The organism is Nocardioides alpinus (assembly GCF_900112035.1).
In the GTDB taxonomy this organism is placed as follows: domain Bacteria; phylum Actinomycetota; class Actinomycetes; order Propionibacteriales; family Nocardioidaceae; genus Nocardioides; species Nocardioides alpinus.
This window is the reverse complement of the sequence record NZ_FOKC01000006.1, coordinates 206,449-228,096: the sequence shown is the minus strand read 5'-3', so window position 1 is coordinate 228,096 and position 21,648 is coordinate 206,449. Positions and strand designations below refer to the sequence as shown.

General features: G+C 69.7%; 15 protein-coding genes. 14 read left to right on the top strand and 1 reads right to left on the bottom strand.

The annotated features are described in order from the left end of the window. The first annotated feature begins 66 nt into the window (after nt 1-66). Nucleotides 67-2,349, top strand: a complete 2,283-nt coding sequence (locus BM127_RS14190) for a RelA/SpoT family protein (RefSeq protein ID WP_231263375.1) — start codon at nt 67-69, stop codon at nt 2,347-2,349. 577 nt (nt 2,350-2,926) lie between these two features. Here BM127_RS14190 and BM127_RS14185 read toward each other — a convergent pair. After that, nucleotides 2,927-4,189, bottom strand: a complete 1,263-nt coding sequence (locus tag BM127_RS14185; RefSeq protein ID WP_091199447.1) for a DUF349 domain-containing protein — start codon at nt 4,187-4,189, stop codon at nt 2,927-2,929. Between the two features lie 116 nt (nt 4,190-4,305). Between BM127_RS14185 and BM127_RS14180 the strand changes: the two genes are divergently transcribed. From BM127_RS14180 to alaS, 13 genes are all read left to right on the top strand, one after another. Next, complete coding sequence (locus tag BM127_RS14180) at nt 4,306-4,992, top strand: MBL fold metallo-hydrolase (protein WP_091199446.1); 687 nt, start codon at nt 4,306-4,308, stop codon at nt 4,990-4,992. Next, nucleotides 4,989-6,365: a histidine--tRNA ligase gene (gene hisS, locus BM127_RS14175; protein ID WP_091199445.1), complete on the top strand. Its 1,377-nt coding sequence runs from the start codon at nt 4,989-4,991 to the stop codon at nt 6,363-6,365. The genes BM127_RS14180 and hisS overlap by 4 nt, the downstream gene beginning before the upstream one ends. Further along, nucleotides 6,362-8,167: an aspartate--tRNA ligase gene (gene aspS, locus BM127_RS14170; protein WP_091199444.1), complete on the top strand. Its 1,806-nt coding sequence runs from the start codon at nt 6,362-6,364 to the stop codon at nt 8,165-8,167. The genes hisS and aspS overlap by 4 nt, the downstream gene beginning before the upstream one ends. Before the next feature lie 163 nt (nt 8,168-8,330). Next, the gene (locus BM127_RS14165) at nt 8,331-9,365 is read left to right on the top strand and encodes an ABC transporter permease (protein WP_091199443.1); all 1,035 of its coding nucleotides are present in this window, start codon (nt 8,331-8,333) and stop codon (nt 9,363-9,365) included. Between the two features lie 79 nt (nt 9,366-9,444). Further along, a complete protein-coding gene (locus BM127_RS14160; RefSeq protein ID WP_157829567.1) occupies nt 9,445-11,220 on the top strand; it encodes an ABC transporter substrate-binding protein in 1,776 nt (591 codons plus the stop codon). Between the two features lie 185 nt (nt 11,221-11,405). Next, on the top strand, nt 11,406-12,416 hold the full coding sequence (locus BM127_RS14155) for an ABC transporter permease (RefSeq protein WP_091199441.1): 1,011 nt from the start codon (nt 11,406-11,408) through the stop codon (nt 12,414-12,416). Nucleotides 12,417-12,427: 11 nt separating this feature from the next. Further along, on the top strand, nt 12,428-13,516 hold the full coding sequence (locus BM127_RS14150; RefSeq protein ID WP_091199440.1) for an ABC transporter ATP-binding protein: 1,089 nt from the start codon (nt 12,428-12,430) through the stop codon (nt 13,514-13,516). Nucleotides 13,517-13,671: 155 nt separating this feature from the next. Continuing rightward, nucleotides 13,672-14,844, top strand: a complete 1,173-nt coding sequence (locus BM127_RS14145) for an ABC transporter ATP-binding protein (RefSeq protein ID WP_091199499.1) — start codon at nt 13,672-13,674, stop codon at nt 14,842-14,844. Between the two features lie 122 nt (nt 14,845-14,966). Next, nucleotides 14,967-16,301: a replication-associated recombination protein A gene (locus BM127_RS14140; protein WP_091199439.1), complete on the top strand. Its 1,335-nt coding sequence runs from the start codon at nt 14,967-14,969 to the stop codon at nt 16,299-16,301. Between the two features lie 20 nt (nt 16,302-16,321). Further along, on the top strand, nt 16,322-18,130 hold the full coding sequence (locus BM127_RS14135; RefSeq protein ID WP_091199438.1) for an ABC transporter substrate-binding protein: 1,809 nt from the start codon (nt 16,322-16,324) through the stop codon (nt 18,128-18,130). 41 nt (nt 18,131-18,171) lie between these two features. After that, the gene (locus tag BM127_RS14130) at nt 18,172-18,681 is read left to right on the top strand and encodes a hypothetical protein (protein ID WP_091199437.1); all 510 of its coding nucleotides are present in this window, start codon (nt 18,172-18,174) and stop codon (nt 18,679-18,681) included. Further along, complete coding sequence (locus BM127_RS14125) at nt 18,681-18,944, top strand: DUF6167 family protein (protein ID WP_091199436.1); 264 nt, start codon at nt 18,681-18,683, stop codon at nt 18,942-18,944. The genes BM127_RS14130 and BM127_RS14125 overlap by 1 nt, the downstream gene beginning before the upstream one ends. After that, the gene (alaS, locus tag BM127_RS14120; RefSeq protein ID WP_091199435.1) at nt 18,944-21,646 is read left to right on the top strand and encodes an alanine--tRNA ligase; all 2,703 of its coding nucleotides are present in this window, start codon (nt 18,944-18,946) and stop codon (nt 21,644-21,646) included. Before BM127_RS14125 ends, alaS begins: the two co-directional genes overlap by 1 nt. The last annotated feature ends 2 nt before the right edge of the window (nt 21,647-21,648 follow it).

Below are 21,648 nucleotides of genomic sequence, written 5' to 3'. Positions count from 1 at the left end.
CCACGGCTCGTCAACGGAGTCGGCGTCGGCGCGCGTCGGCGTCCGAGGCCTCACTAGACTGAGCAGATGGCAGAGGAGCAGGTCCCCGCGCAGGAGGCGAAAGCGCCCCTGACCGCGCGGAGCATGCGCGCTCGTCTCGCCCGCGTCGGCACCAAGCCGCCCTCGTCGAACCCCGTGCTCGAGCCGCTCTTCCGCGCGGTGAAGACCAACCACCCCAAGGCCGACCTCGCGCTGCTGGAGCGGGCCTACGCCGTCGCCGACAAGTGGCACACGGGGCAGATGCGCAAGAGCGGCGACCCCTACATCACCCACCCGCTCGCGGTCACGACGATCCTCGCCGACATCGGCATGACCGAGCCGACGCTCGTCGCGGCGCTGCTGCACGACACCGTCGAGGACACGCCCTACACGCTCGACGCGCTCCGCGCGGACTTCGGCGACGAGGTCGCGATCCTCGTCGACGGCGTCACCAAGCTCGACAAGGTGCAGTACGGCGCCTCGGCGCAGGCCGAGACCATCCGCAAGATGATCGTGGCGATGTCGCGCGACATCCGGGTGCTCGTGATTAAGCTCGCCGACCGGCTGCACAACATGCGCACCCTGCGCTACGTCCCGGCCGCGTCGCAGGAGCGCTCGTCGCGCGAGACGCTCGACATCTACGCCCCGCTGGCCCACCGCCTCGGCATGAACACGCTGAAGTGGGAGCTCGAGGACCTCGCTTTCGCGACGCTCCACCCCAAGATCTACGACGAGATCGTGCGGATGGTTGCCGAGCGCTCGCCGTCTCGCGACCAGTTCCTCGCCGAGGTCGTCGCCGAGATCGAGCAGGACCTCAAGGCCTCGCGGATCAACGCGAAGGTCACCGGTCGCCCCAAGCACTACTACTCGATCTACCAGAAGATGATCGTCGGCGGCCGCGACTTCTCCGACATCTACGACCTGGTCGGCATCCGGATCCTGGTCGACGAGGACCGCGACTGCTACAGCGCGCTCGGCGTCATCCACTCGCGGTGGAACCCCGTGCTGGGGCGCTTCAAGGACTACGTCGCGATGCCGAAGTTCAACATGTACCAGTCGCTCCACACCACCGTCATCGGCCCGATGGGCAAGCCGGTCGAGGTGCAGATCCGCACCTTCGCCCAGCACCGCCGCGCCGAGTACGGCGTCGCCGCGCACTGGAAGTACAAGGAGAACACCAAGGACGGCGTCGACACCGACCGCCTCGGTGACCGCGACGACCTCACCTGGCTGCGCCAGCTCCTCGACTGGCAGAGCGAGGTCGACGACCCGGGCGAGTTCCTGGAGTCGCTGCGCTTCGAGATGAACCAGGCGCAGGTCTACGTCTTCACCCCGCGCGGCGACGTCATCCCGCTGCCGATGGGTTCGACCCCGGTCGACTTCGCCTACGCCGTGCACACCGAGGTCGGCCACCACACGATCGGCTCGCGGGTCAACGGCCGGCTCGTCCCGCTCGAGTCCAAGCTGGAGAACGGCGACGTGGTGGAGGTCTTCACCTCCAAGTCGCCGACGTCAGGGCCCTCGCGTGACTGGCTCAACTTCGTCCAGTCGCCGCGCGCCCGCTCCAAGATCCGCCAGTGGTTCACCAAGGAGCGGCGCGAGGAGGCGATCGAGCGCGGCAAGGACCAGATCGCCAAGCTGATGCGCAAGGAGGGGCTGCCCCTCACCCGGCTGATGACCCACGACGTGCTGGCCCTGGTCGCCGAGCACTTCCACCACGCCGACGTCTCCGCCCTCTATGCCGCGGTCGGGGAGGGCAACCTCAGCGCCCAGGCCGTCGTACGCCGCGTCATCGACCTGCACGGTGGCGACGACGGCGCCGCGGAGGACATGTCCGAGGGCGTCACCATCACCGGGCGCTCACGCCCCAAGCGCGCGCCCACGGACGCGGGCGTCATCGTCCCCGGCGTCGACGACCTCTGGGTCAAGCTCGCCAAGTGCTGCACCCCGGTGCCGCCCGACCCGATCCTCGGCTTCGTCACCAAGGGCGGGGGAGTGTCGGTCCACCGTCGCGACTGCACCAACGCCTCCAGCCTGCTCGGCCAGCCCGAGCGCGTGCTCGAGGTCGAGTGGGCGCCGACCTCGCAGTCGACCTTCCTCGTCAACATCCAGGTCGAGGCCCTCGACCGCGCGCGCCTGCTCTCCGACATCACGATGGCGCTCTCCGACGCCCACGTGAACATCCTCAGCGCCACGCTCTCCACCACCCGCGACCGGGTGGCCAAGAGCCGGTTCTCCTTCGAGATGGCCGATGCCGCGCACCTCGACGGCGTGCTCCGCGCCGTACGCGCCGTGCCCGGCGTCTTCGACGCCTACCGCGTCACGAGCTGACGCTTGCGCGCACGCAGGACCCGCCGAGCTGACGCTTGTGCGCACGCAGGGCCCGCCGAGCTGGCGCTTGTGCGCGCGCAGGACCCGCCGAGCTGGCGCTCGTACGCACGCAGGGCTCGCCGAGCTGACGCTCGTACGCATGCAGGACCCGCCGAGCTGACGCTTGGGTGCACGCAGGTCCCGCCGAGCTGACGCTTGTGCGCACGCTGGACCTGCCGAGTTGACGCTTGGGTGCACGCAGGTCCCGCCGAGCTGGCGCTTGTGCGCACGTGGGGCCTGCCGAGTTGACGCTTGCGTGCACGCAGGTCCCGCCGAGCTGACACTTGTGCGCACGCAGGACCCGCCGAGCTGACACTTGCGCGCATGCGCGTCCACAAGCGCCAGGTCGGCACCTTGGGCGAGTCAACAAGCGTCAGCTCGGCACCCCAGGCGCGTCAACAAGCGTCAGCTCGGCACCCCAGGCGCGTCAACAAGCGCCAGCTCGGCACCCCAGGCGCGTCAACAAGCGCCAGCTCGGCACCCTGGGCGCGTCAACACGCGTCAGCTCGGCACCCGGGGCGCGTCAACAAGCGCCAGGTCAGCCGAACTCGGCTGCCGCCTTCTTCGCCATGTCGAGGAAGGCCTGCTTGTTGGCGAGCTCCGACTCGAGGTCCTTGACCTTGCGGGCATCGCCGGCGGCGGAGGCCTTGTCGAGCTTGGCCTGCGTCTCGGCGATGCCGGCCTCGAGCTTGCCGATCATGTCGTCGGCGCGGGCCGACTTCTCGGGGTCGCTCCTGCTCCACTGGTCGTCCTCGACGGCGCGGATGGCCTGCTCGACCTTCCGCATGCGCGCCTCGAGGTCCTTCATCCGGTCGCGCGGCACCTTGCCGGCCGCGTCCCAGCGGTCGGCGAGGTCGCGGAAGGCCTTCTTGGTCGCGTCGAGGTCCTTGACCGGGACGAGCGTCTCGGCCTCGGCGAGGATCTGGTCCTTGACGTCCGCGTTGGCCGCGAACTCCTCGTCGAGCGCGGCGTTGGCGGCGTCGCGGGCGCCGAAGAAGGTGTCCTGGGCGCCGCGGAAGCGCTGCCAGAGCCGGTCGTCGACGTCGCGCGGCGCGGGGCCGGCGGCCTTCCAGTCGCGCATCAGGTCGCGGTACTTGCCGGCGGTCGGACCCCACTCGGTCGAGGTCGACAGGGCCTCGGCCTCGGCGGCCAGCCGCTCCTTGATCACGCGGGCGCCGTCGCGGCGCTCGTGCTCCTCGGAGAAGTGCGCCTTGCGGTGCCGGGTGTAGGTCGTGCGGGCGGTGGAGAAGCGTCGCCACAGCGCGTCGTCGGTGGCGCGGTCGAGGCGGGGGAGCTCCTTCCACGTGGTCAGGAGCTCGCGCAGGCGGTTGGCGCCGTTGCGCCAGTCGGTGCCCTCGGCGAGCTTCTCGGCCTCGGCGACCAGCTTCTCCTTCTCCGCCTTGGACTCGGCGGCCTTCTGCGCGCGCTCCTCCTTGCGGGCGGAGCGCTGCACCGCGATCACGGGCGCGAGGGCGTCGAGCCGCGCGGCGAGGGAGACGAGGTCACCGACGGCGTGGGCGTCGACCACCTGCTCGCGCAGGGCCTTGCTCGACGAGGTGGCCTCCTCGGGGGCCAGTCGGCCCGATGCGACGCGCTGCTCGAGCAGGCGGACCTTGCCCTCCAGCTCGTCGAAGCGCTTGGTGAAGAACTCCAGCGCCTCCTCCGGCGTGCCGGCCTCGTAGGACCCGACGGAGCGTTCTCCCTCGTTGGTGCGGACATAGACGGTGCCGTCCTCGGCCACCCTGCCCCAGGCCTTCTCACCTGGTGCCGAGTCGTCTCGGGACTGCTGGTCGGAGCTCATGGTCGCCCATCGTAGTCATGGCGCGGAGTGCCCTCGGTAGGCTTCCCACCCTGTGCACGACAGGACCGACGCACGACCCGAGATCAAACCCGCGAGACAAGCAAGGACTGACGCCTGTGTTCATCGCTGGCTTCCCCGCCGGCCCCTGGGGGACCAACTGCTATGTCGTGGCGACGGGTCCCGGTGCCGAGTGCGTGGTCATCGATCCCGGCAAGGACGCCGCCGCGGGCGTCGACGAGGTCGTGCGCGAGCACCGGCTCAAGCCGGTGAGCGTGCTGGTCACCCACGGGCACGTCGACCACATGTGGTGCGTCGCCCCGGTGGCCGGCACGTACGACGCGACGGCGTGGATCCACCCGAGCGACCGTCACCTGCTCAGTGACCCGATGGCCGGGATGAGCCCGGAGACGACCCAGATGCTGCTGGGTGGCAGCTACACGTGGGCCGAGCCCGACGACGTACGCGAGCTCGCCGACCTCGCCGAGCTCGAGCTCGCCGGACTGCGGTTCGTCGTCGACCACACGCCCGGCCACACCGAGGGCTCGGTGACCTTCCGTGCGCCGTACGACCAGCTGGACGTCTCGGAAGTGATGTTCTCCGGGGACCTGCTCTTCGCCGGCTCCATCGGTCGCACCGATCTCCCCGGCGGCGACCACGCGACGATGCTGCGCAGCCTCACTGGCAAGGTGCTGCCGCTGGCCGACGACATCGTGGTGCTCCCCGGCCACGGCGAGCAGACCTCGATCGGCCGCGAGCGTGCCACCAACCCCTATCTCCTCGACCTGACCCAGGACCCTGCATGAGCAAGATCAACCCGCTGAGCGGGTTCCCCGAGCTGCTGCCTGCGCAGCGCACCGTCGAGCGCGACGTGATCGCGTCGCTGGCGAGCACGTTCGAGCTGCACGGCTTCGCCAACATCGAGACACGCGTCGTCGAGCCGATCGAGCGGTTGGCCAAGGGCGGCGAGGTCGACAAGGAGATCTACGTCCTCCAGCGCATCGCCGCGGAGCCCGACGCGAAGGCCGAGCTCGGCCTGCACTTCGACCTCACCGTTCCCTTCGCCCGCTACGTCCTCGAGCACGCCGGCCACCTGGAGTTCCCGTTCCGGCGCTTCCAGATCCAGCCCGCCTGGCGCGGTGAGCGGCCGCAGGAGGGCCGCTACCGGCAGTTCACCCAGGCCGACGTCGACATCGTCGGGCGCGACGAGCTGCCCTTCCACCACGACGTCGAGGTGATGTCGGTGATGGTCGACGCGCTCGCCCGGCTGCCCATCCCGCGCGTGTCCTTCCAGTTCAACAACCGCAAGCTGATCCAGGGCTTCTACCGGGGTCTCGGCATCGGCGACGTCACCGACGCGATCCGCGTCATCGACAAGCTCGACAAGCTCCCGGCCGACGAGGTCGCCGCGATGCTGGTCGACCGGGTCGGTACGACGCCGGAGCAGGCGCAGAAGTGCCTCGAGCTCGCCACCATCCGGGTCGCCGACACCTCCTTCGTGGAGCGGGTCCGGGCGCTGGGGGTCGCCGACGAGCTGCTGGACCAGGGCCTCGAGGAGCTCGCCGCCGTGGTCGAGGGCTGCCGCGCGGTGGCCGGCGACCGGGTCGACGTCGAGGCCAACCTGCGCATCGCCCGCGGCCTGGACTACTACACCGGCACCGTCGTCGAGGTCTTCATGGAGGGCTACGAGCGGCTCAAGTCGGTCGGGGGGGGAGGGCGCTACGACGCGCTGGCCAGCGACGGGAAGACGACCTACCCGGGGGTCGGCGTGTCCTTCGGCGTCTCACGCACCCTGATCCCGCTCGTCACCGACGGTGTGCTGTCCGGCAGCCGGCCGGTCCCGAGCGCCGTGCTCGTCGCCCTCAACACCGAGGACGACCGCGCCACCAGCACGGCAGTGGCCGCCGCTCTCCGCGCGCGCGGAATCGCGTGCGAAGTCGCCCCCGCACCTGCCAAGTTCGGCAAGCAGATCCGCTTCGCCGAGCGTCGCGGCATTCCCTACGTCTGGTTCGTCCAGGCCGAGGGCACCCACCAGGTCAAGGACATCCGCAGCGGCGCGCAGGTCGACGCGGACCCCGCCGGCTGGACCCCACCGGAGGCCGACCTGCGGCCCCGCACCATCAGCACCGTCAGCACGACCACCAGTGTCACCGACAGCTTCACCGAGGAGAACCAGTGATCCGCACCCATGACGCCGGCGCCCTGCGCGCCGAGCACGTCGGCCAGACCGTCACGCTCGCCGGGTGGGTGGCGAGGCGGCGCGATCACGGCGGCGTCGCGTTCCTGGACCTCCGCGAGGCGAGCGGCGTCGTCCAGGTCGTCGTACGCGACGAGGCGACCGCGCACAGCCTGCGCAGCGAGTACTGCCTCAAGGTGACCGGCGAGGTCGTGGCCCGCAAGGCCGGCAACGAGAACCCCAACCTCGCGACCGGCGAGATCGAGGTCGTCGCGCTCCAGGGCGAGGCCGGCGTCGAGGTGCTCTCCACCTCCGACCCGCTGCCGTTCCCGATCGACGACGCGTCCGGCCACAAGGGCGGCGAGGTGGGCGAGGAGGCCCGCCTCAAGCATCGCTACCTCGACCTGCGCCGCTCCGGCCCCAACGCCGCCCTGCGCCTGCGCAGCAAGATCAACAAGGCGGCCCGCGACGTGCTCGACACCCGCGACTTCGTCGAGGTCGAGACCCCCACCCTCACCCGCTCCACGCCCGAGGGCGCGCGCGACTTCCTGGTGCCGGCCCGCCTGGCCCCGGGGAGCTGGTACGCCCTGCCGCAGAGCCCGCAGCTGTTCAAGCAGCTGCTGATGGTCGGCGGCATGGAGCGCTACTACCAGATCGCGCGCTGCTACCGCGACGAGGACTTCCGCGCCGACCGGCAGCCCGAGTTCACCCAGCTCGACATCGAGATGAGCTTCGTGGACCAGGAGGACGTCATCACCCTCATGGAGGACGTCCTCGAGGCGATGTGGGCGCAGGCCGGGCACACCATCGAGCGGCCGCTGCCGCGGATGACGTACGCCGACGCGATGGCGCGCTTCGGCTCCGACAAGCCCGACCTCCGCATGGGCCTGGAGCTCGTGGAGTGCACCGACTACTTCAAGGAGACCCCGTTCCGGGTCTTCCAGGCCGACTACGTCGGCGCCGTCGTCATGCCGGGCGGTGCCGGTCAGCCGCGCCGCCAGTTCGACGCGTGGCAGGACTGGGCCAAGCAGCGCGGGGCCAAGGGCCTGGCGTACGTCACGGTCGCCGAGGACGGCGAGCTCGGGGGGCCGGTCGCCAAGAACCTCACCGACGCTGAGCGGGACGGCCTCGCCGCCCACGTCGGCGCCCAGCCCGGGGACTGCATCTTCTTCGCGGCCGGTGCCGTCAAGAGCAGCCGCGCGCTGCTCGGGGCCGCGCGCCTCGAGATCGGTCGCCGCGGCGAGATGCTCGACGACTCGACCTTCGCGTTCACCTGGGTCGTCGACGCCCCCTTGTTCGAGCCGAGCTCCGACGCGGTCGCCAGCGGTGACGTCGCGGTGGGTGCAGGCGCCTGGACCGCGGTGCACCACGCCTTCACCAGCCCCAAGCCCGAGTTCGTCGACACCTTCGACACCGACCCCGGCAGCGCTCTGGCCTACGCCTACGACATCGTGTGCAACGGCAACGAGCTCGGTGGCGGGTCCATCCGTATCCACCGCGGTGACATCCAGAAGCGCGTGTTCGCGGTGATGGGTCTCAGCGAGGAGGAGTCCCAGGAGAAGTTCGGCTTCCTCCTGGACGCCTTCAAGTTCGGCGCGCCCCCGCACGGCGGCATCGCCGTGGGCATGGACCGCATCGTGGCGCTGCTCGCCGGCACCGACTCGATCCGCGACGTGATCGCCTTCCCGAAGTCCGGAGGGGGCTACGACCCGCTCACGGCGGCCCCTGCGCCCATCACCCCCGAGCAGCGCAAGGAAGCCGGTGTGGACGCCGCACCCACGAAGGAACTGCCGCCTGCGGAGTGATCTCCGCAATGTTTCCACCCGCGCCGCGTGAAGTCGTCGTGACGAGATCGTTACGCGTCAGTGATCGTTCATGCGGCGCGGGTCACATAGAGTCCCGTTTCGGCGCAGGCCCCGGGGGATCCTCGGACCGCGCCGTCAACGTCCCGAACCAGATGGGGAGAGCATGTCGGCAGATACCGCAGGGCCGGAGACGCTCGGCTCGTTGAGTGACGAGCCGCAGCAGCAGGATCCCAACAGCCAGCAGGCCAAGGAGATCGCCGGCAAGTCGCCGATGCGGATCGCGCTGGGTCGTCTGGCCAAGGACAAGATCGCCGTCGTCTGCGCGCTCGTCGTCCTCTTCTTCATCATCTGCGCCGTCTTCGCCGGTCCGATCTGCGCCCTGTTCGGCGTCGACCTCGTCACCCCGCTCGCGAGCGAGCGCGTCGACGGCCTCAACAAGGGATTGCCCAAGCCCGAGATGGGCCCGCCCAACGGCCCGTTCACGTGGGACCACCCGATGGGTGTCGCCCCGCGCACGGGTGAGGACAACCTCGCCTACTGGCTGTACGGCTGCCGCGTCTCACTCCTGATCGCGACCACGGCGACCATCTTCGCCAGCATCGTCGGTGTGGTCATCGGGCTGCTCGCCGGCTTCCTCGGCGGGACGGTCGACAAGGTGCTGTCGTTCTTCATCGACATGTTCCTGACCATCCCGTTCCTGCTGGCCGCGCTGACGATGGCCCCGATCATCAACGACCGGTTCAACACGGCCGACAACTACTCGACGATCCAGAAGGTGGCCCTGGTCATCGTGCTGTCGATCTTCGGGTGGATGGGCACCGCACGCCTGATCCGCGGCGAGGTCATCACCCTGCGCGAGCGTGAGTTCGTCCAGGCGGCCCGCGTGATGGGCATGCCGACCTCGCGCATCCTCTTCAAGGAGCTCCTGCCCAACCTCGCGGCGCCGATCATCATCAGCGTCTCGCTGATGCTGCCGACCTTCGTGGCGCTCGAGGCGGGCCTCGCGTTCCTCGGCATCGGCGTGACGGACGGCATCTCGTGGGGCCAGACGATCCTCAAGGCGACCAACCTCACCTTCTTCCGGGAGTACCCGCAGTACCTGTGGCAGCCGCTGCTCGGCATCGTCGCGCTGGTGCTCTCCCTCAACCTCCTGGGCGACGCGGTCCGCGACGCCCTCGACCCCAAGACCCGACGCTGAGCACTCGCTCGGCCAAGGTTCCATGCACGTCGCCGGAGACGCCGTCCTCGGTGAGAACAAAAAGGAAAGGCTGGACAGCATGAAGCGGAACAAGCCGCTCGCGCTCGTCGCTGGCGCCGCTCTTCTGACCCTCGCTGCCTGTGGCGGCGGGTCGTCGGACGACGACGGTTCCAACGACGCAGGTGCCGAGAAGACCTTCGGCGGTCAAGAGGGTGGATCCAAGGACCCCGAGCGCCAGGGTCCCGCCGAGGAGATCGCCGACGCGACCGCCGGGGGCACCATCACGGTGTACCTGCCGGGCGACCCGGGGCCCGACTCGCTCGACCCCACCGGTGGTTGGTCCGTCACGGGCAACTCGATCCAGCAGGCGCTCACGAGCCGCTCGCTGACCCAGTACGTCCGCGACGAGGAGGGCCAGCCCGTTCTGGTCCCCGACCTGGCGACCGACCTGGGCACGCCCAACGAGGACTACACCGAGTGGACCTTCACGATCCGTGAGGACGCCACGTGGGAGGACGGCCAGCCCGTCACCGCCGAAGAGGTCGCGTTCGGCATCTGCCGCTCGCTCGACTCCGAGGCGTTCCCGTCGGGTCCGGGCACCGAGTACTCCAAGGCGTTCTTCGCGGGCGCCGAGGACTACGAGGGTCCCTACACCGGCAAGGACCCCAAGTGCGAGGCATGGGACGGCATCGCCGTCGACGGCCAGGACATCACCATCTCGATGGCTGTCCCGTTCCCGGACATGGACTACTGGGGCGCCTTCATGGCGATGGGCCCGGCTCCGCTCGGCAACGCCTCCAAGCCCCCGAACTACGGCAACCAGCCGCTGGCCAACGGCCCGTACAAGGTCGAGAGCTACAAGCCCAACGAGGAGCTGGTCCTGGTCAAGAACGACCAGTGGTCCGCTGACTCCGACCCGGGTCGTCACCAGTACGCCGACGAGTTCGTCTTCAAGTTCAACCAGGACCAGGCCAAGGTCGACGAGATCATGCTGTCGGACAACTCCGACAGCCAGACCGCCGTCTCCACCGCCCTCGGCTCGGACAAGTACACCGACGCCAACGGCCAGCTCGGCGAGCGCCTCGTGCAGCAGACGTCGCAGTGTGTCTCCACGCTGACGCCCGACTACACCAAGATCACCGAGATCGAGGTTCGCAAGGCCCTGGCCTACGCCTACCCGTACGAGGACGTCTGGATCGCCAGCGGTGAGGTTCCGGGCGTGACCCGCGTCCCCGCCAACGGTGTGATGCCCCCCGGCATGGCCGGCAAGGTGGACTTCCAGGTCGACGGTGAGCAGATCACCTACGACCCCGAGAAGTCGAAGGAGCTCCTCGCGGAGGCCGGTTACGGTGACGAGCCCTACGAGATCACCATGGTGGTCTACGAGGTCGACCCGCTCGCCGTGGCTGCTCAAGACCAGATCACCAAGGGCTTCGAGGCCGGCGGTTTCTCGGTCAAGGTCATCCCGGTCCAGGAGTCGCCGTACAACATCTGGCTCGACCCCGACAACAAGGTCAACAAGACCCTCAACCTCCGTGGCGTCAACTGGTGCTCGGACTGGCCCGCCGGTTCGACCATGCTCCCGCCGCTGCTGAAGGGTGGCGCTGTCTACAACACCGCCGGCTTCGACGAGGCTTCGGTCAACGACGAGATGGACCGCATCAACACCCTGCCGCTCGATGAGCAGGCTGACGCGTGGGGTGCGCTGGACGAGAAGATCATGACGGAGTACTTCCCGATCATCCCGACCGCGTTCCGCAACGACCTGTTCGTCTTCGGCACGAAGATCGGCAACCCGACGGGCGATGGCTCGATCGGTGCTCCGAACTACAAGGACCTGTTCGTCATTCAGTGATCCTGGCGCTCACCGGGTCGCCTCGCGACCCGGTGAGCACCGCGTAGCAACGAGTAGCAACCTGTAGCAATCACTGACGGGTGGGGGCTCCCGAACCGGGAGCCCCCACTCGCCAGCCCGGACCCGAGTAGGCTTTCCTGCCTGGGGGATCCGACTCATCCACCATCCCCGGAGAGTGACCTGCGATGTTCGCGTATGTCGTGAAGCGGCTGATCTCGGGAGTCCTCGTCTTGACCTTGGTCTCGATGGGCATCTTCCTGCTGTTCTGGTTCGGCCCCTCGAGCCCCGCCCAGCCGATCTGTGACCGTGAGACCAGCAACCGGTGCACCCAGGAGAAGCTGGCCGTCTACGAGAAGACGCTGGGTTACAACAACCCCGTCTACGAGGAGTACGGCAAGTTCGTCAAGGGTGTGTTCGTGGGTCGTACGCTCACCATCGCCTCCAACGAGTACCCCTGCGCCGCTCCGTGCCTGGGCGTCAGCTTCCGCACCAAGCAGCCGGTCAAGGAGGAGCTGGTCTCGCGCATTCCCGCGACCTTCTCCGTGGCCATCGGCGGTGCGTTCCTCTACCTCCTCTTCGGCATCCCGATCGGCGTCGCGGCAGCGCGCCGACGCGGCACCGTGGCCGACAAGGCCCTGGTCTCGAGCTTCCTGTTCATCAGCTCGATCCCCTACTACCTCTTCGCCCTGCTGACCTGGCTCTACCTCACGATCACGTTCGAGGTGCCGCTCTTCAGCGACACCGGATACTTCGCGATCACCGAGTACGGACCCTTCAAGTGGTTCAGCGGCCTGTTCCTGGCCTGGGTGGCGCTCGGCATCTTCGGCTGCACGCAGTACACGCGGTTCACGCGCGGTGCGATGGTCGAGGCCCTGAGCGAGGACTACATCCGCACGGCGAAGGCCAAGGGCCTGCCGTCGCGGACGATCGTCTACCGACACGGGCTGCGCGCCGCGCTGGTGCCGGTCGTGACGATCTTCGGTATCGACTTCGGCACCCTGCTGGCCGGCACGATCTTCACCGAGCGGATCTTCGAGATCCAGGGCATCGGCTGGTGGAGCCTCGAGGCCGTCCAGGGCAGGGACCTGCCCGTCGTGATGGCGACCGCCCTCTTCAGCGCCGTCGTCCTGATCATCTCCAACCTGCTCGTCGACGTGATCTACAGCGTCCTCGACCCGAGGGTGAGGCTTTCGTGACCAGCGTTCCCATGACCCAGTCGTCCGCCGCCGAGAGGGACCAGCACGAGGGTCCCTTCCTGCAGGTGGAGAACCTGAAGGTCACCTTCCCGACCCAGGACGGTCCCGTCACCGCGGTGAGCGGGCTGACCTACTCCGTGGAGAAGGGCAAGACCCTCGGCATCGTGGGCGAGTCCGGCTCGGGCAAGTCCGTCTCCAGCATGGCCGTGATGGGCCTGCACGACGCGAAGTCCGCCCAGATCTCCGGCTCCATCCGGGTCGGCGGCACCGAGGTCGTCGGGCTCAGCGAGTCGCACATGCGTGGCCTGCGCGGCAACTCGATGGCGATGATCTTCCAGGACGCCCTGGCCGCGCTCCACCCGTTCTACAAGATCGGCGGACAGCTGGAGGAGGCCTACCTGGTCCACCACTCCAGCGCCTCCAAGCGCGACGCCCGTCGCAAGGCGATCGAGATGCTCGACCGGGTCGGCATCCCGCAGCCCGACCGCCGCGTCGACGACTTCCCGCACCAGTTCTCCGGCGGCATGCGACAGCGCGCCATGATCGCGATGGGCCTCATCAACGACCCGTCGCTGCTCATCGCCGACGAGCCCACCACCGCCCTCGACGTCACGGTCCAGGCCCAGATCCTCGACCTGCTCCAGGACCTGCAGCGCGAGTTCAACTCGGCCGTCATCATCATCACCCACGACCTCGGCGTGATCGCCGAGATGGCCGACGACGTGCTCGTGATGTACGCCGGCCGCTGCGTCGAGTACGGCACCGCCAAGCAGATCCTGACCTCGCCGGAGATGCCCTACACGTGGGGGCTGCTGTCCAGCATCCCGGACGTGACGGCGTCCACCGACGCCCGCCTGATCCCGATCCCCGGCAACCCGCCCAGCCTGCTGCGGCCGCCGCCGGGATGTTCGTTCCACCCGAGGTGCGTGCACTCCTCCAAGGTCGCCGGCGACCTGTGCTCCACCGAGCTTCCCGAGCTGTTGCCGGCCAGCTCCGGCACGGCCCATCTCAAGCGCTGCCACCTGACCGACCCCGTCGGGGTCTACCGCTCCGAGGTGCTGCCTGAGATCGCCCCCGAGCTGGTCGAGGAGACCCGATGACCCAGGACCCCAACGCCCAGGCCCAGATTGAGCCCACCGAGCTCGGCGCCAACGCCGCCGAGACCGGCGATCGCCAGCTCACCGACGAGACCAGCGACGCCTACGGCTCGCACGAGGTGGGGGTCGGGAACCTCGACTTCGCCACGGTCGCCGAGATGGGCCACACGGCCACCCAGCTCGACCCGCTGGCGCCCGCGGTCCTCTCGGTGGACAACCTCAAGATGTACTTCCCGGTGAAGTCGTCGGGCGTCGTCCGACGGACCATCGGCCACGTGCAGGCCGTCGACGGCATCTCCTTCGAGGTCCCCAAGGGCGGCTCGCTCGGGCTGGTCGGCGAGTCCGGCTGCGGCAAGTCGACCACCGGTCGCCTGATCACCCGGCTCTACAAGCCGACCGGCGGCTCGATGATGTTCGAGGGCCAGGACCTCGCGCAGCTCAACAACAAGCAGATGAAGCCGCTGCGCCGCGACGTGCAGATGATCTTCCAGGACCCCTACACCTCGCTCAACCCGCGCCACACCGTCGGTGCGATCGTCGGTGCCCCTCTCGAGGTGCACAAGATCGTCCCCAAGAACCAGGTGCTCAAGCGGGTCCAGGAGCTGTTGGAGGTCGTGGGCCTCAACCCCGAGCACTACAACCGCTACCCCAACGAGTTCTCCGGCGGTCAGCGCCAGCGCATCGGCATCGCCCGCGCCCTGACCCTCAACCCGAAGGTGCTGGTCGCCGACGAGCCGGTCTCGGCCCTCGACGTGTCGATCCAGGCGCAGGTGGTCAACCTGCTCCAGGACATCCAGACCGAGTTCGACGTGTCGTTCCTCTTCATCGCCCACGACCTGGCGATCGTGCGCCACTTCTGCCCCGAGATCGCCGTGATGTACCTCGGCAAGATCGTGGAGATCGGTGACCGCGAGACCATCTACGGTCGTCCGCACCACCCCTACACGCAGGCGCTGCTCTCCGCGGTGCCCGACGTGAAGCAGGCGGCGATCGGTGGTCGGCGCGAGCGCATCCGCCTCGAGGGCGACGTGCCGAGCCCGATCAACCCGCCGTCGGGGTGCCGGTTCCGCACTCGGTGCCAGTTCGCCCAGGAGATCTGCGCCAAGGTCGAGCCGCCGCTCCTGCAGATCGGCCAGCGCCACAAGGTCGCCTGCCACTTCGCGGGCGAGCTCGGTGCCCACCCGGCCACCCCGGTCACGACCGCGCTCCTCGGCGTCGACGACCAGGGCAGTCCCGTCTCCGGCGCGGCTCCGACCAACACGCAGCTGACGATCCCGGGCTACGAGGAGACCTGGTACGACCTCAAGACCAGGCAGACCACGGGCGTCTGAGACCACCCCCGGACCGGGCCGACGACCCGATCTGGTCCCGGGGGATACTCACCGACGTGGATGGCTTGTTCGAGATTCCGGGCGCGGGGCAACCCGCGCCCTCCCAGTTCACGAACACGGCCATGCCCGGAGCCGGGTCGCTGGGCGCCAACACCCACGCCTCGGCACCCCTGGCGGTGCGGATGCGGCCGCGCACGATCGACGAGCTCGTCGGCCAGCAGCAGCTCCGCGCCGCGGGGTCGCCGCTGCGCCGCCTGATCGAGGGCGACCAGTCGATGTCGCTGCTGCTGTGGGGACCTCCCGGCACCGGCAAGACGACCATCGCGGCGATCGTGAGCCAGCAGACCCGACGGCGCTTCGTCGAGGTGTCGGCGGTCGCGGCGGGCGTCAAGGAGGTGCGCGCTGCCATCGACGGTGCCCGCGCCGAGCTCGTCCGCAGCGGGCAGGAGACGGTGCTCTTCGTCGACGAGGTGCACCGGTTCACCAAGGCCCAGCAGGACGCGCTGCTGCCCGGTGTCGAGAACCGCTGGGTCACCCTCATCGCCGCCACCACGGAGAACCCGTTCTTCTCGGTCATCAGCCCGTTGCTCTCACGCAGCCTGCTGCTGCGCCTGCAGTCGCTGACCGACGACGACGTCGCCGAGGTCATCGACGAGGCGTTGACCGACGAGCGCGGACTCGCCGGCACGGTCGAGCTGGACGAGGAGGCCCGCGCCCACCTCGTACGCCTGGCCGGCGGCGACGCGCGCCGGGCGCTGACCTACCTCGAGGCGGCGGCCGGCGCCGCGGCAGTGGTCTCCACGGGCTCGAGCGACGAGAAGCCCCTCATCGACCTCGCCACCGCCGAGACCGCGGTGGACCAGGCTGCCGTGCGCTACGACCGCCAGGGCGACCAGCACTACGACGTGATCTCGGCCTTCATCAAGTCGATCCGCGGCTCGGACCCCGACGCCGCACTGCACTACCTCGCCCGGATGATCGAGGCAGGCGAGGATCCCCGCTTCATCGCGCGTCGCCTGGTGGTGCACGCGAGCGAGGACATCGGGCTCGCGGACCCGAGCGCGCTCCAGGCCGCCGTGGCAGCAGCCCAGGCGGTGCAGCTGATCGGCATGCCGGAGGCGCGCATCAACCTCGCGCAGGCCACCATCCACCTCGCCGTCGCGCCGAAGTCCAACGCCGTGATCGTGGGCATCGACGCGGCCATCGCCGACGTGAAGGCCGGGAAGATCGGTCAGGTGCCGTCCCACCTGCGCGATGCGCACTACGGCGGGGCGAAGGACCTGGGCCACGGGAAGGGCTACGCCTACCCGCACGACGAGCCGTACGGCGTCGCCGAGCAGCAGTACCTGCCGGACGTCCTGGCCGACGCCACCTACTACGAGCCGACCAGCCTCGGCGCCGAGGCCGGCGTCAAGGAGCGCTGGGAGCGCGTACGACGTATCGTTCGCGGTCGCTAGTCAACAACAGACGGGACAGCATGAGGGGGAACCGGCCACTGGCCTTCGTGATGGGTGCTGCCCTCCTGGCCCTCGCGGCCTGCAGTGGGACGCCGGGGGAGAGCAGCCCGCTCGGTGCGCCCGCGACCAGGACCGGCACCGGCCAGGGGACTGACACCGTCCAGGAGACCGACACCGTCCAGGAGACCGGCGCCAAGGACCCGAAGCAGCAGGCTCCCGCCGCCCCGGTGGCAGGTGCCGTCGCGGGCGGGACCCTCACGGTCTACCTCCCGGGGGCACCCGGCCCCGACACGCTCGACCCCACCGGCGGGTGGTCCTTCACGGGCAACGCCATCCAGCAGGGCCTGATCAGCCGCTCGCTCACCCAGTACGCGCGTGACGACGACGGCCAGCCGGTGTTGGTCCCCGACCTGGCGACCGACCTGGGCTCGCACAACGAGGACTACACGGAGTGGACCTTCACCATCCGTGATGACGCGACGTGGGAGAACGGTCAGCCCGTCACGGCCGAGGAGGTCGCCTTCGGGATCTGCCGCTCTCTCGACTCCGAGACCTTCCCGTCGGGTCCCGGCACGGAGTACTCCAAGACCTATTTCGCAGACGCCGCGGACTACGACGGCCCCTACACGTCGAAGGACCCCGACTGCAGCGACTACGACGCGATCTCGGTCGACGGCCAGGACGTCACCATCACGATGGAGAAGCCCTTCCCGGACATGGACTACTGGGGCGCGGTGATGGCGATGGGCGCGGCCCCGCTGGGCGACGCCTCCGATCCGGTGGCGTACGCCCAGAAGCCGCTGGCCAACGGCCCCTACAAGGTCGAGAGCTGGTTGCCCGGGGAGGAGCTGGTGCTGGTCAAGAACGAGGAGTGGTCCGCCGACTCCGACCCGGCGCGCCACCAGTACGTCAACCGGTGGGTCTTCAAGTTCAACCAGGACCAGGACCGGGTCGACCAGATCATGCTGTCGGGGAGCTCGGACGGTCAGGCCGCCGTGTCCACGTCGCTGACCCCGGGCCTCTACAAGCTGGCCGACATCGATCTCGACGATCGCCTGGTCCTGGCGCCCTCCCAGTGCGTCGCGGTCCTGGCGCCCGACTACACCAAGATCACCGACATCAGGGTCCGCAAGGCGCTCGCCTACGCCTATCCCTACGAGGACGTCTGGACCGCCGGAGGCGACGTCCCGGAGCTCACCCGCGTGCCGGCGAGCTCGGTGATGCCGCCCGGGATGGTGGGTCGCCAGAGCTTCCAGGTCGACGGTGAGCAGATCACCTACGACCCGGAGCGATCGCGTGAGCTCCTGGCGGAGGCCGGCCACGGCGACGAGCCCTACCGGATCACGATGGCCTACAACGAGCTCGACCCGCAGGCCGCGGCGGCTCAGGACCAGATCACGAAGGGCCTCGAGGCGGGCGGCTTCTCGGTCAAGGCCATCCCGCTCCAGGCGTCGCCCTACACCGTCTGGCTCGACCCCGACGACAAGGTCAACAAGACCCTCAACGTGCGCGGCTCCAACTGGTGCCCGGCCTGGCCCGCCGGCTCGGCCATGCTCCCTCCTCTGCTGAGTGCCGGCGCAGCGTTCAACACGGCCCGCTTCGACGAGCCCTCGATCGAGGACGCGATGGACGACATCGCCACGCTGCCGGTGGACGAACAGGCCGACGCCTGGGGGGCGCTGGACAAGCGGATCATGACCACCTACTTCCCGGTCATCCCGACCGGCTACGTCAACCGGCTCTTCGTCTTCGGTGACCGGGTCGGCAACCCGACCGGCGACGGCGCGACGGGCACGCCCAACTACAAGGACCTCTACGTCGAGCAGTGACTCGCGGCGTCGTCCATCCGTGGCTTCTATAAGGTGTCCCGGTGACGACGGAGCAGGTGTGGACGGGCGCAGCGGGCGCGGTGGCGCTCGTCGCCCTCGTCGTGGCGTTGCTCGCACTCCGACGCGCCCGGCGGGCCGAGACGCGCCTGGCGTCCGTCGTCGAGCGCGTGGCCGTGCTGGAGTCGCCTGCCGTCGCAGTGCCTGACCCACCGGCCGCAGGCGCGCACGCGAGCACCTTCGTGATCACCGGGATGGGGTCCGAGGAGGCCCCCGCCGTCGCGGTGCCGGTCGCGCGGGACATCGACGGGCGGCTGTTCGCCGACATCGTGGCCCGCGAGACGATCGTCAAGGCAGCCTCCTGGACCCACGGCGTACGTCGAGCCCTCTCGGCGGAGAACCGCAACCGGATCCGCTTCGAGGTGCGGCGCGAGACCCGTCGTGCCGGGCGGGACCGCAGGGCCGAGACCAAGCAGGCGCTGCGCGAGTTCCGCGCCCGCGAGCGCGCCGCCGGTCCGTCCCGGGCGCATGACGTCAGGGAGGACGTCGCCTGATGGGCCGCCCCCTCTGGTTCGTCGCCGGGGCGGGGGTCGGGGTGTACGCCGCCGCCCGGGCCCGCCGCGTCGCCGACTCCCTGACCGCCGACGGCCTCCGCGACCGCGTACGCGGGTGGCAGGTCGGTGCCCGCCTCTTCGCCGAGGAGGTCCAGCACGGCCGCGCCGAGCGCGAAACCGAGTTGCGCGAACAGCTCGGACTCAGGCCCACTGGCAGCCACGCAGCCACACCCGAGCTCACGACCAAGGAGAACGAGAACTGATGGACACCGCCGAGATCCGACGCCGCTTCCTCGCGCACTTCGAGGCCGCCGGACACGCCGTGGTGCCCTCCGCCTCGCTGCTCGCCGACGACCCCAACCTGCTGTTCGTCCCTGCGGGCATGGTGCCCTTCAAGCCCTACTTCCTCGGCCAGGAGACGCCGCCGTGGCCGCGCGCCACCAGCATCCAGAAGTGCGTGCGCACCCCCGACATCGAGGACGTCGGCAAGACCACGCGGCACGGCACCTTCTTCGAGATGTGCGGCAACTTCTCCTTCGGCGACTACTTCAAGGAGGGCGCCATCGAGCTGGCGTGGAACCTCCTCACCAAGCCCGTCGCCGACGGGGGCTACGGCCTCGACGAGTCGCGGCTCTATCCCTCGGTCCTCGTCGGTGACGACGAGGCGATCGGGCTCTGGATGAAGGCCACCGGGCTGCCCCGCGAGCGGATCGTCCAGCTCGGCCCCAAGGAGAACTACTGGTCCATGGGCGTGCCCGGACCCGGCGGACCCTGCTCCGAGATCCTCTACGACCGCGGTCCCGAGTGGGGCCCGGACTTCGACGTCGCGACCCTCGGTCCCGACATGCCGTTCGAGCTCGAGGACCGGCTGCTGGAGATCTGGAACCTCGTCTTCATGCAGGACGAGCTCTCTGCGGTGCGGTCCAAGGAGGACTTCGACATCGCGGGCCCGCTGCCCAAGAAGAACATCGACACCGGCATGGGCCTCGACCGCGTCGCGCTGCTGCTCCAGGGCAAGCAGAACATGTACGAGATCGACGTCGTCTACCCCGTGATCGCGAAGGCCGAGGAGCTGACCGGCAAGCGCTACGGCGCCGACCCCGCGGACGACGTACGGTTCCGTGTCGTCGCCGACCACGTCCGCTCCTCGATGATGCTCATCGGCGACGGGGTCACGCCGGGCAACGACGGTCGCGGCTACGTCCTGCGCCGGCTCCTGCGCCGCGCCGTCCGCTCGATGCGGCTGCTCGGCTGCGAGAGCCGTGTCCTGCCCGAGCTGATGCCCGTCTCGCGCGACAAGATGGGGGAGACCTACGACAACCTCCTCAGCGACTGGGCGCGGATCTCGCAGGTGGCCTACGCCGAGGAGGACGCCTTCCGCAAGACGCTGCAGGCGGGCACGCAGATCTTCGACACCGCCGCCGGCGACGTGAAGGAGGCGGGCGGCTCGACGCTGTCGGCCGATCGGGCGTTCGCGCTCCACGACACCTTCGGGTTCCCGATCGACCTCACGCTGGAGATGGCCGCCGAGCAGGGACTTCAGGTCGACGAGCAGGGCTTCCGGAGCCTGATGGCCGAGCAGCGCGAGCGCGCCAAGGCGGACGCGCGGTCGAAGAAGGGCGCGCACGGCGACACCGGCGCCTACCGCGGCGTCCTCGACGAGTTCGGACCCACCGAGTGGCTGGCCTACGAGACCCTCGAGACCGAGTCGCGTCCGTTGGCGCTGCTCAGCGGCGGTACGGCCGTGTCGCGCCTCACCGAGGGCGAGATCGGCGAGCTCGTGCTCGACCGCACCCCGTTCTACGCCGAGTCCGGCGGCCAGGTGGCTGACGCGGGCACGATCGCCTTCGACGGCGGCCGGCTCGAGGTGATCGACGTGCAGCGCCCGATCAAGGGCCTCGTCGTGCACCAGGTCCGGGTGCTCGAGGGGGAGTACGTCCCCGCTCGCGAGGTCCACGCGCAGGTCGACCCCGAGTGGCGCATCGGTGCGCGCCAGGCGCACTCCGGCACCCACGTGGTGCACGCGGCGCTGCGCGAAGTGCTCGGCCCCACCGCGCTGCAGTCCGGCTCCTACAACCGGCCCGGCTACCTCCGGCTCGACTTCGGCTGGACCTCGGGCCTGAGCCCCGAGCAGGTCCGCGACATCGAGCTGGTCTCGCAGCAGGCGCTGCGCGCCGACCTCGCGGTCGCGTGGGACTACATGACGCTCGAGCAGGCGAGGGAGTGGGGCGCGATCGCGCTCTTCGGCGAGACCTACGACAACACCAAGGTGCGGGTCGTCGAGATCGGCGGCCCCTGGTCGCGCGAGCTCTGCGGCGGCACGCACGTCGACCACGCCTCGCAGATCGGCACCGTGGTGGTGACCGGTGAGACCAGCGTCGGCTCCGGCAACCGCCGGATCGAGGCGCTGACAGGCGTCGAGGGCTTCGGCTACCTCGCCCGCGAGCGTGACGTGGTGGCGCAGCTGACCACGCTCCTCAAGACCCAGCCCGACGACCTCGTCGGTCGCGTCCAGGGGCTGACCGAGCGTCTCCGCACGGCTGAGAAGGAGCTGGAGAAGGCACGCGTCGCGCAGCTGCTGGGTGCGAGCGCCGAGGTCGCCGCGGGTGCGACACAGGTAGGACCGGTCAAGGTCGTGGCCCACCGCGCCGACGGCGCCGGCGGGGGCGACGTACGCAACCTCGCGATGGACGTACGCGGTCGGCTGCCGCAGGGCGAGCCGGGCGTCGTGGTGATCATCGGTCAGGCCGACGGCAAGGTGTCCGTCGTGGCCGCCACCAACGACGAGGCCCGTGCGCGCGGGCTGTCGGCCGGTGAGCTGGTGCGCGCGATCGGCCCGCTGCTCGGCGGCAAGGGCGGCGGCAAGGACGACGTCGCCCAGGGCGGTGGCTCGGACGCCTCGCGGATCGACGAGGCGCTCGCGCTGGTGTCGACCGAGGTCGCCCAGCGCGTGGGCGAGGGCTGAGC

Coding starts and splice junctions, on each gene's coding strand:
- BM127_RS14140 (WP_091199439.1), top strand. CDS start 14,967: ATGCCCGGAGCCGGGTCGCTGGGCGCCAACACCCACGCCTCGGCACCC.
- alaS (WP_091199435.1), top strand. CDS start 18,944: ATGGACACCGCCGAGATCCGACGCCGCTTCCTCGCGCACTTCGAGGCC.
- BM127_RS14185 (WP_091199447.1), bottom strand. CDS start 4,189: ATGAGCTCCGACCAGCAGTCCCGAGACGACTCGGCACCAGGTGAGAAG.
- BM127_RS14190 (WP_231263375.1), top strand. CDS start 67: ATGGCAGAGGAGCAGGTCCCCGCGCAGGAGGCGAAAGCGCCCCTGACC.
- BM127_RS14135 (WP_091199438.1), top strand. CDS start 16,322: ATGAGGGGGAACCGGCCACTGGCCTTCGTGATGGGTGCTGCCCTCCTG.
- BM127_RS14160 (WP_157829567.1), top strand. CDS start 9,445: ATGAAGCGGAACAAGCCGCTCGCGCTCGTCGCTGGCGCCGCTCTTCTG.
- BM127_RS14150 (WP_091199440.1), top strand. CDS start 12,428: ATGACCCAGTCGTCCGCCGCCGAGAGGGACCAGCACGAGGGTCCCTTC.
- BM127_RS14125 (WP_091199436.1), top strand. CDS start 18,681: ATGGGCCGCCCCCTCTGGTTCGTCGCCGGGGCGGGGGTCGGGGTGTAC.
- BM127_RS14165 (WP_091199443.1), top strand. CDS start 8,331: ATGTCGGCAGATACCGCAGGGCCGGAGACGCTCGGCTCGTTGAGTGAC.
- BM127_RS14155 (WP_091199441.1), top strand. CDS start 11,406: ATGTTCGCGTATGTCGTGAAGCGGCTGATCTCGGGAGTCCTCGTCTTG.
- BM127_RS14145 (WP_091199499.1), top strand. CDS start 13,672: ATGGGCCACACGGCCACCCAGCTCGACCCGCTGGCGCCCGCGGTCCTC.
- hisS (WP_091199445.1), top strand. CDS start 4,989: ATGAGCAAGATCAACCCGCTGAGCGGGTTCCCCGAGCTGCTGCCTGCG.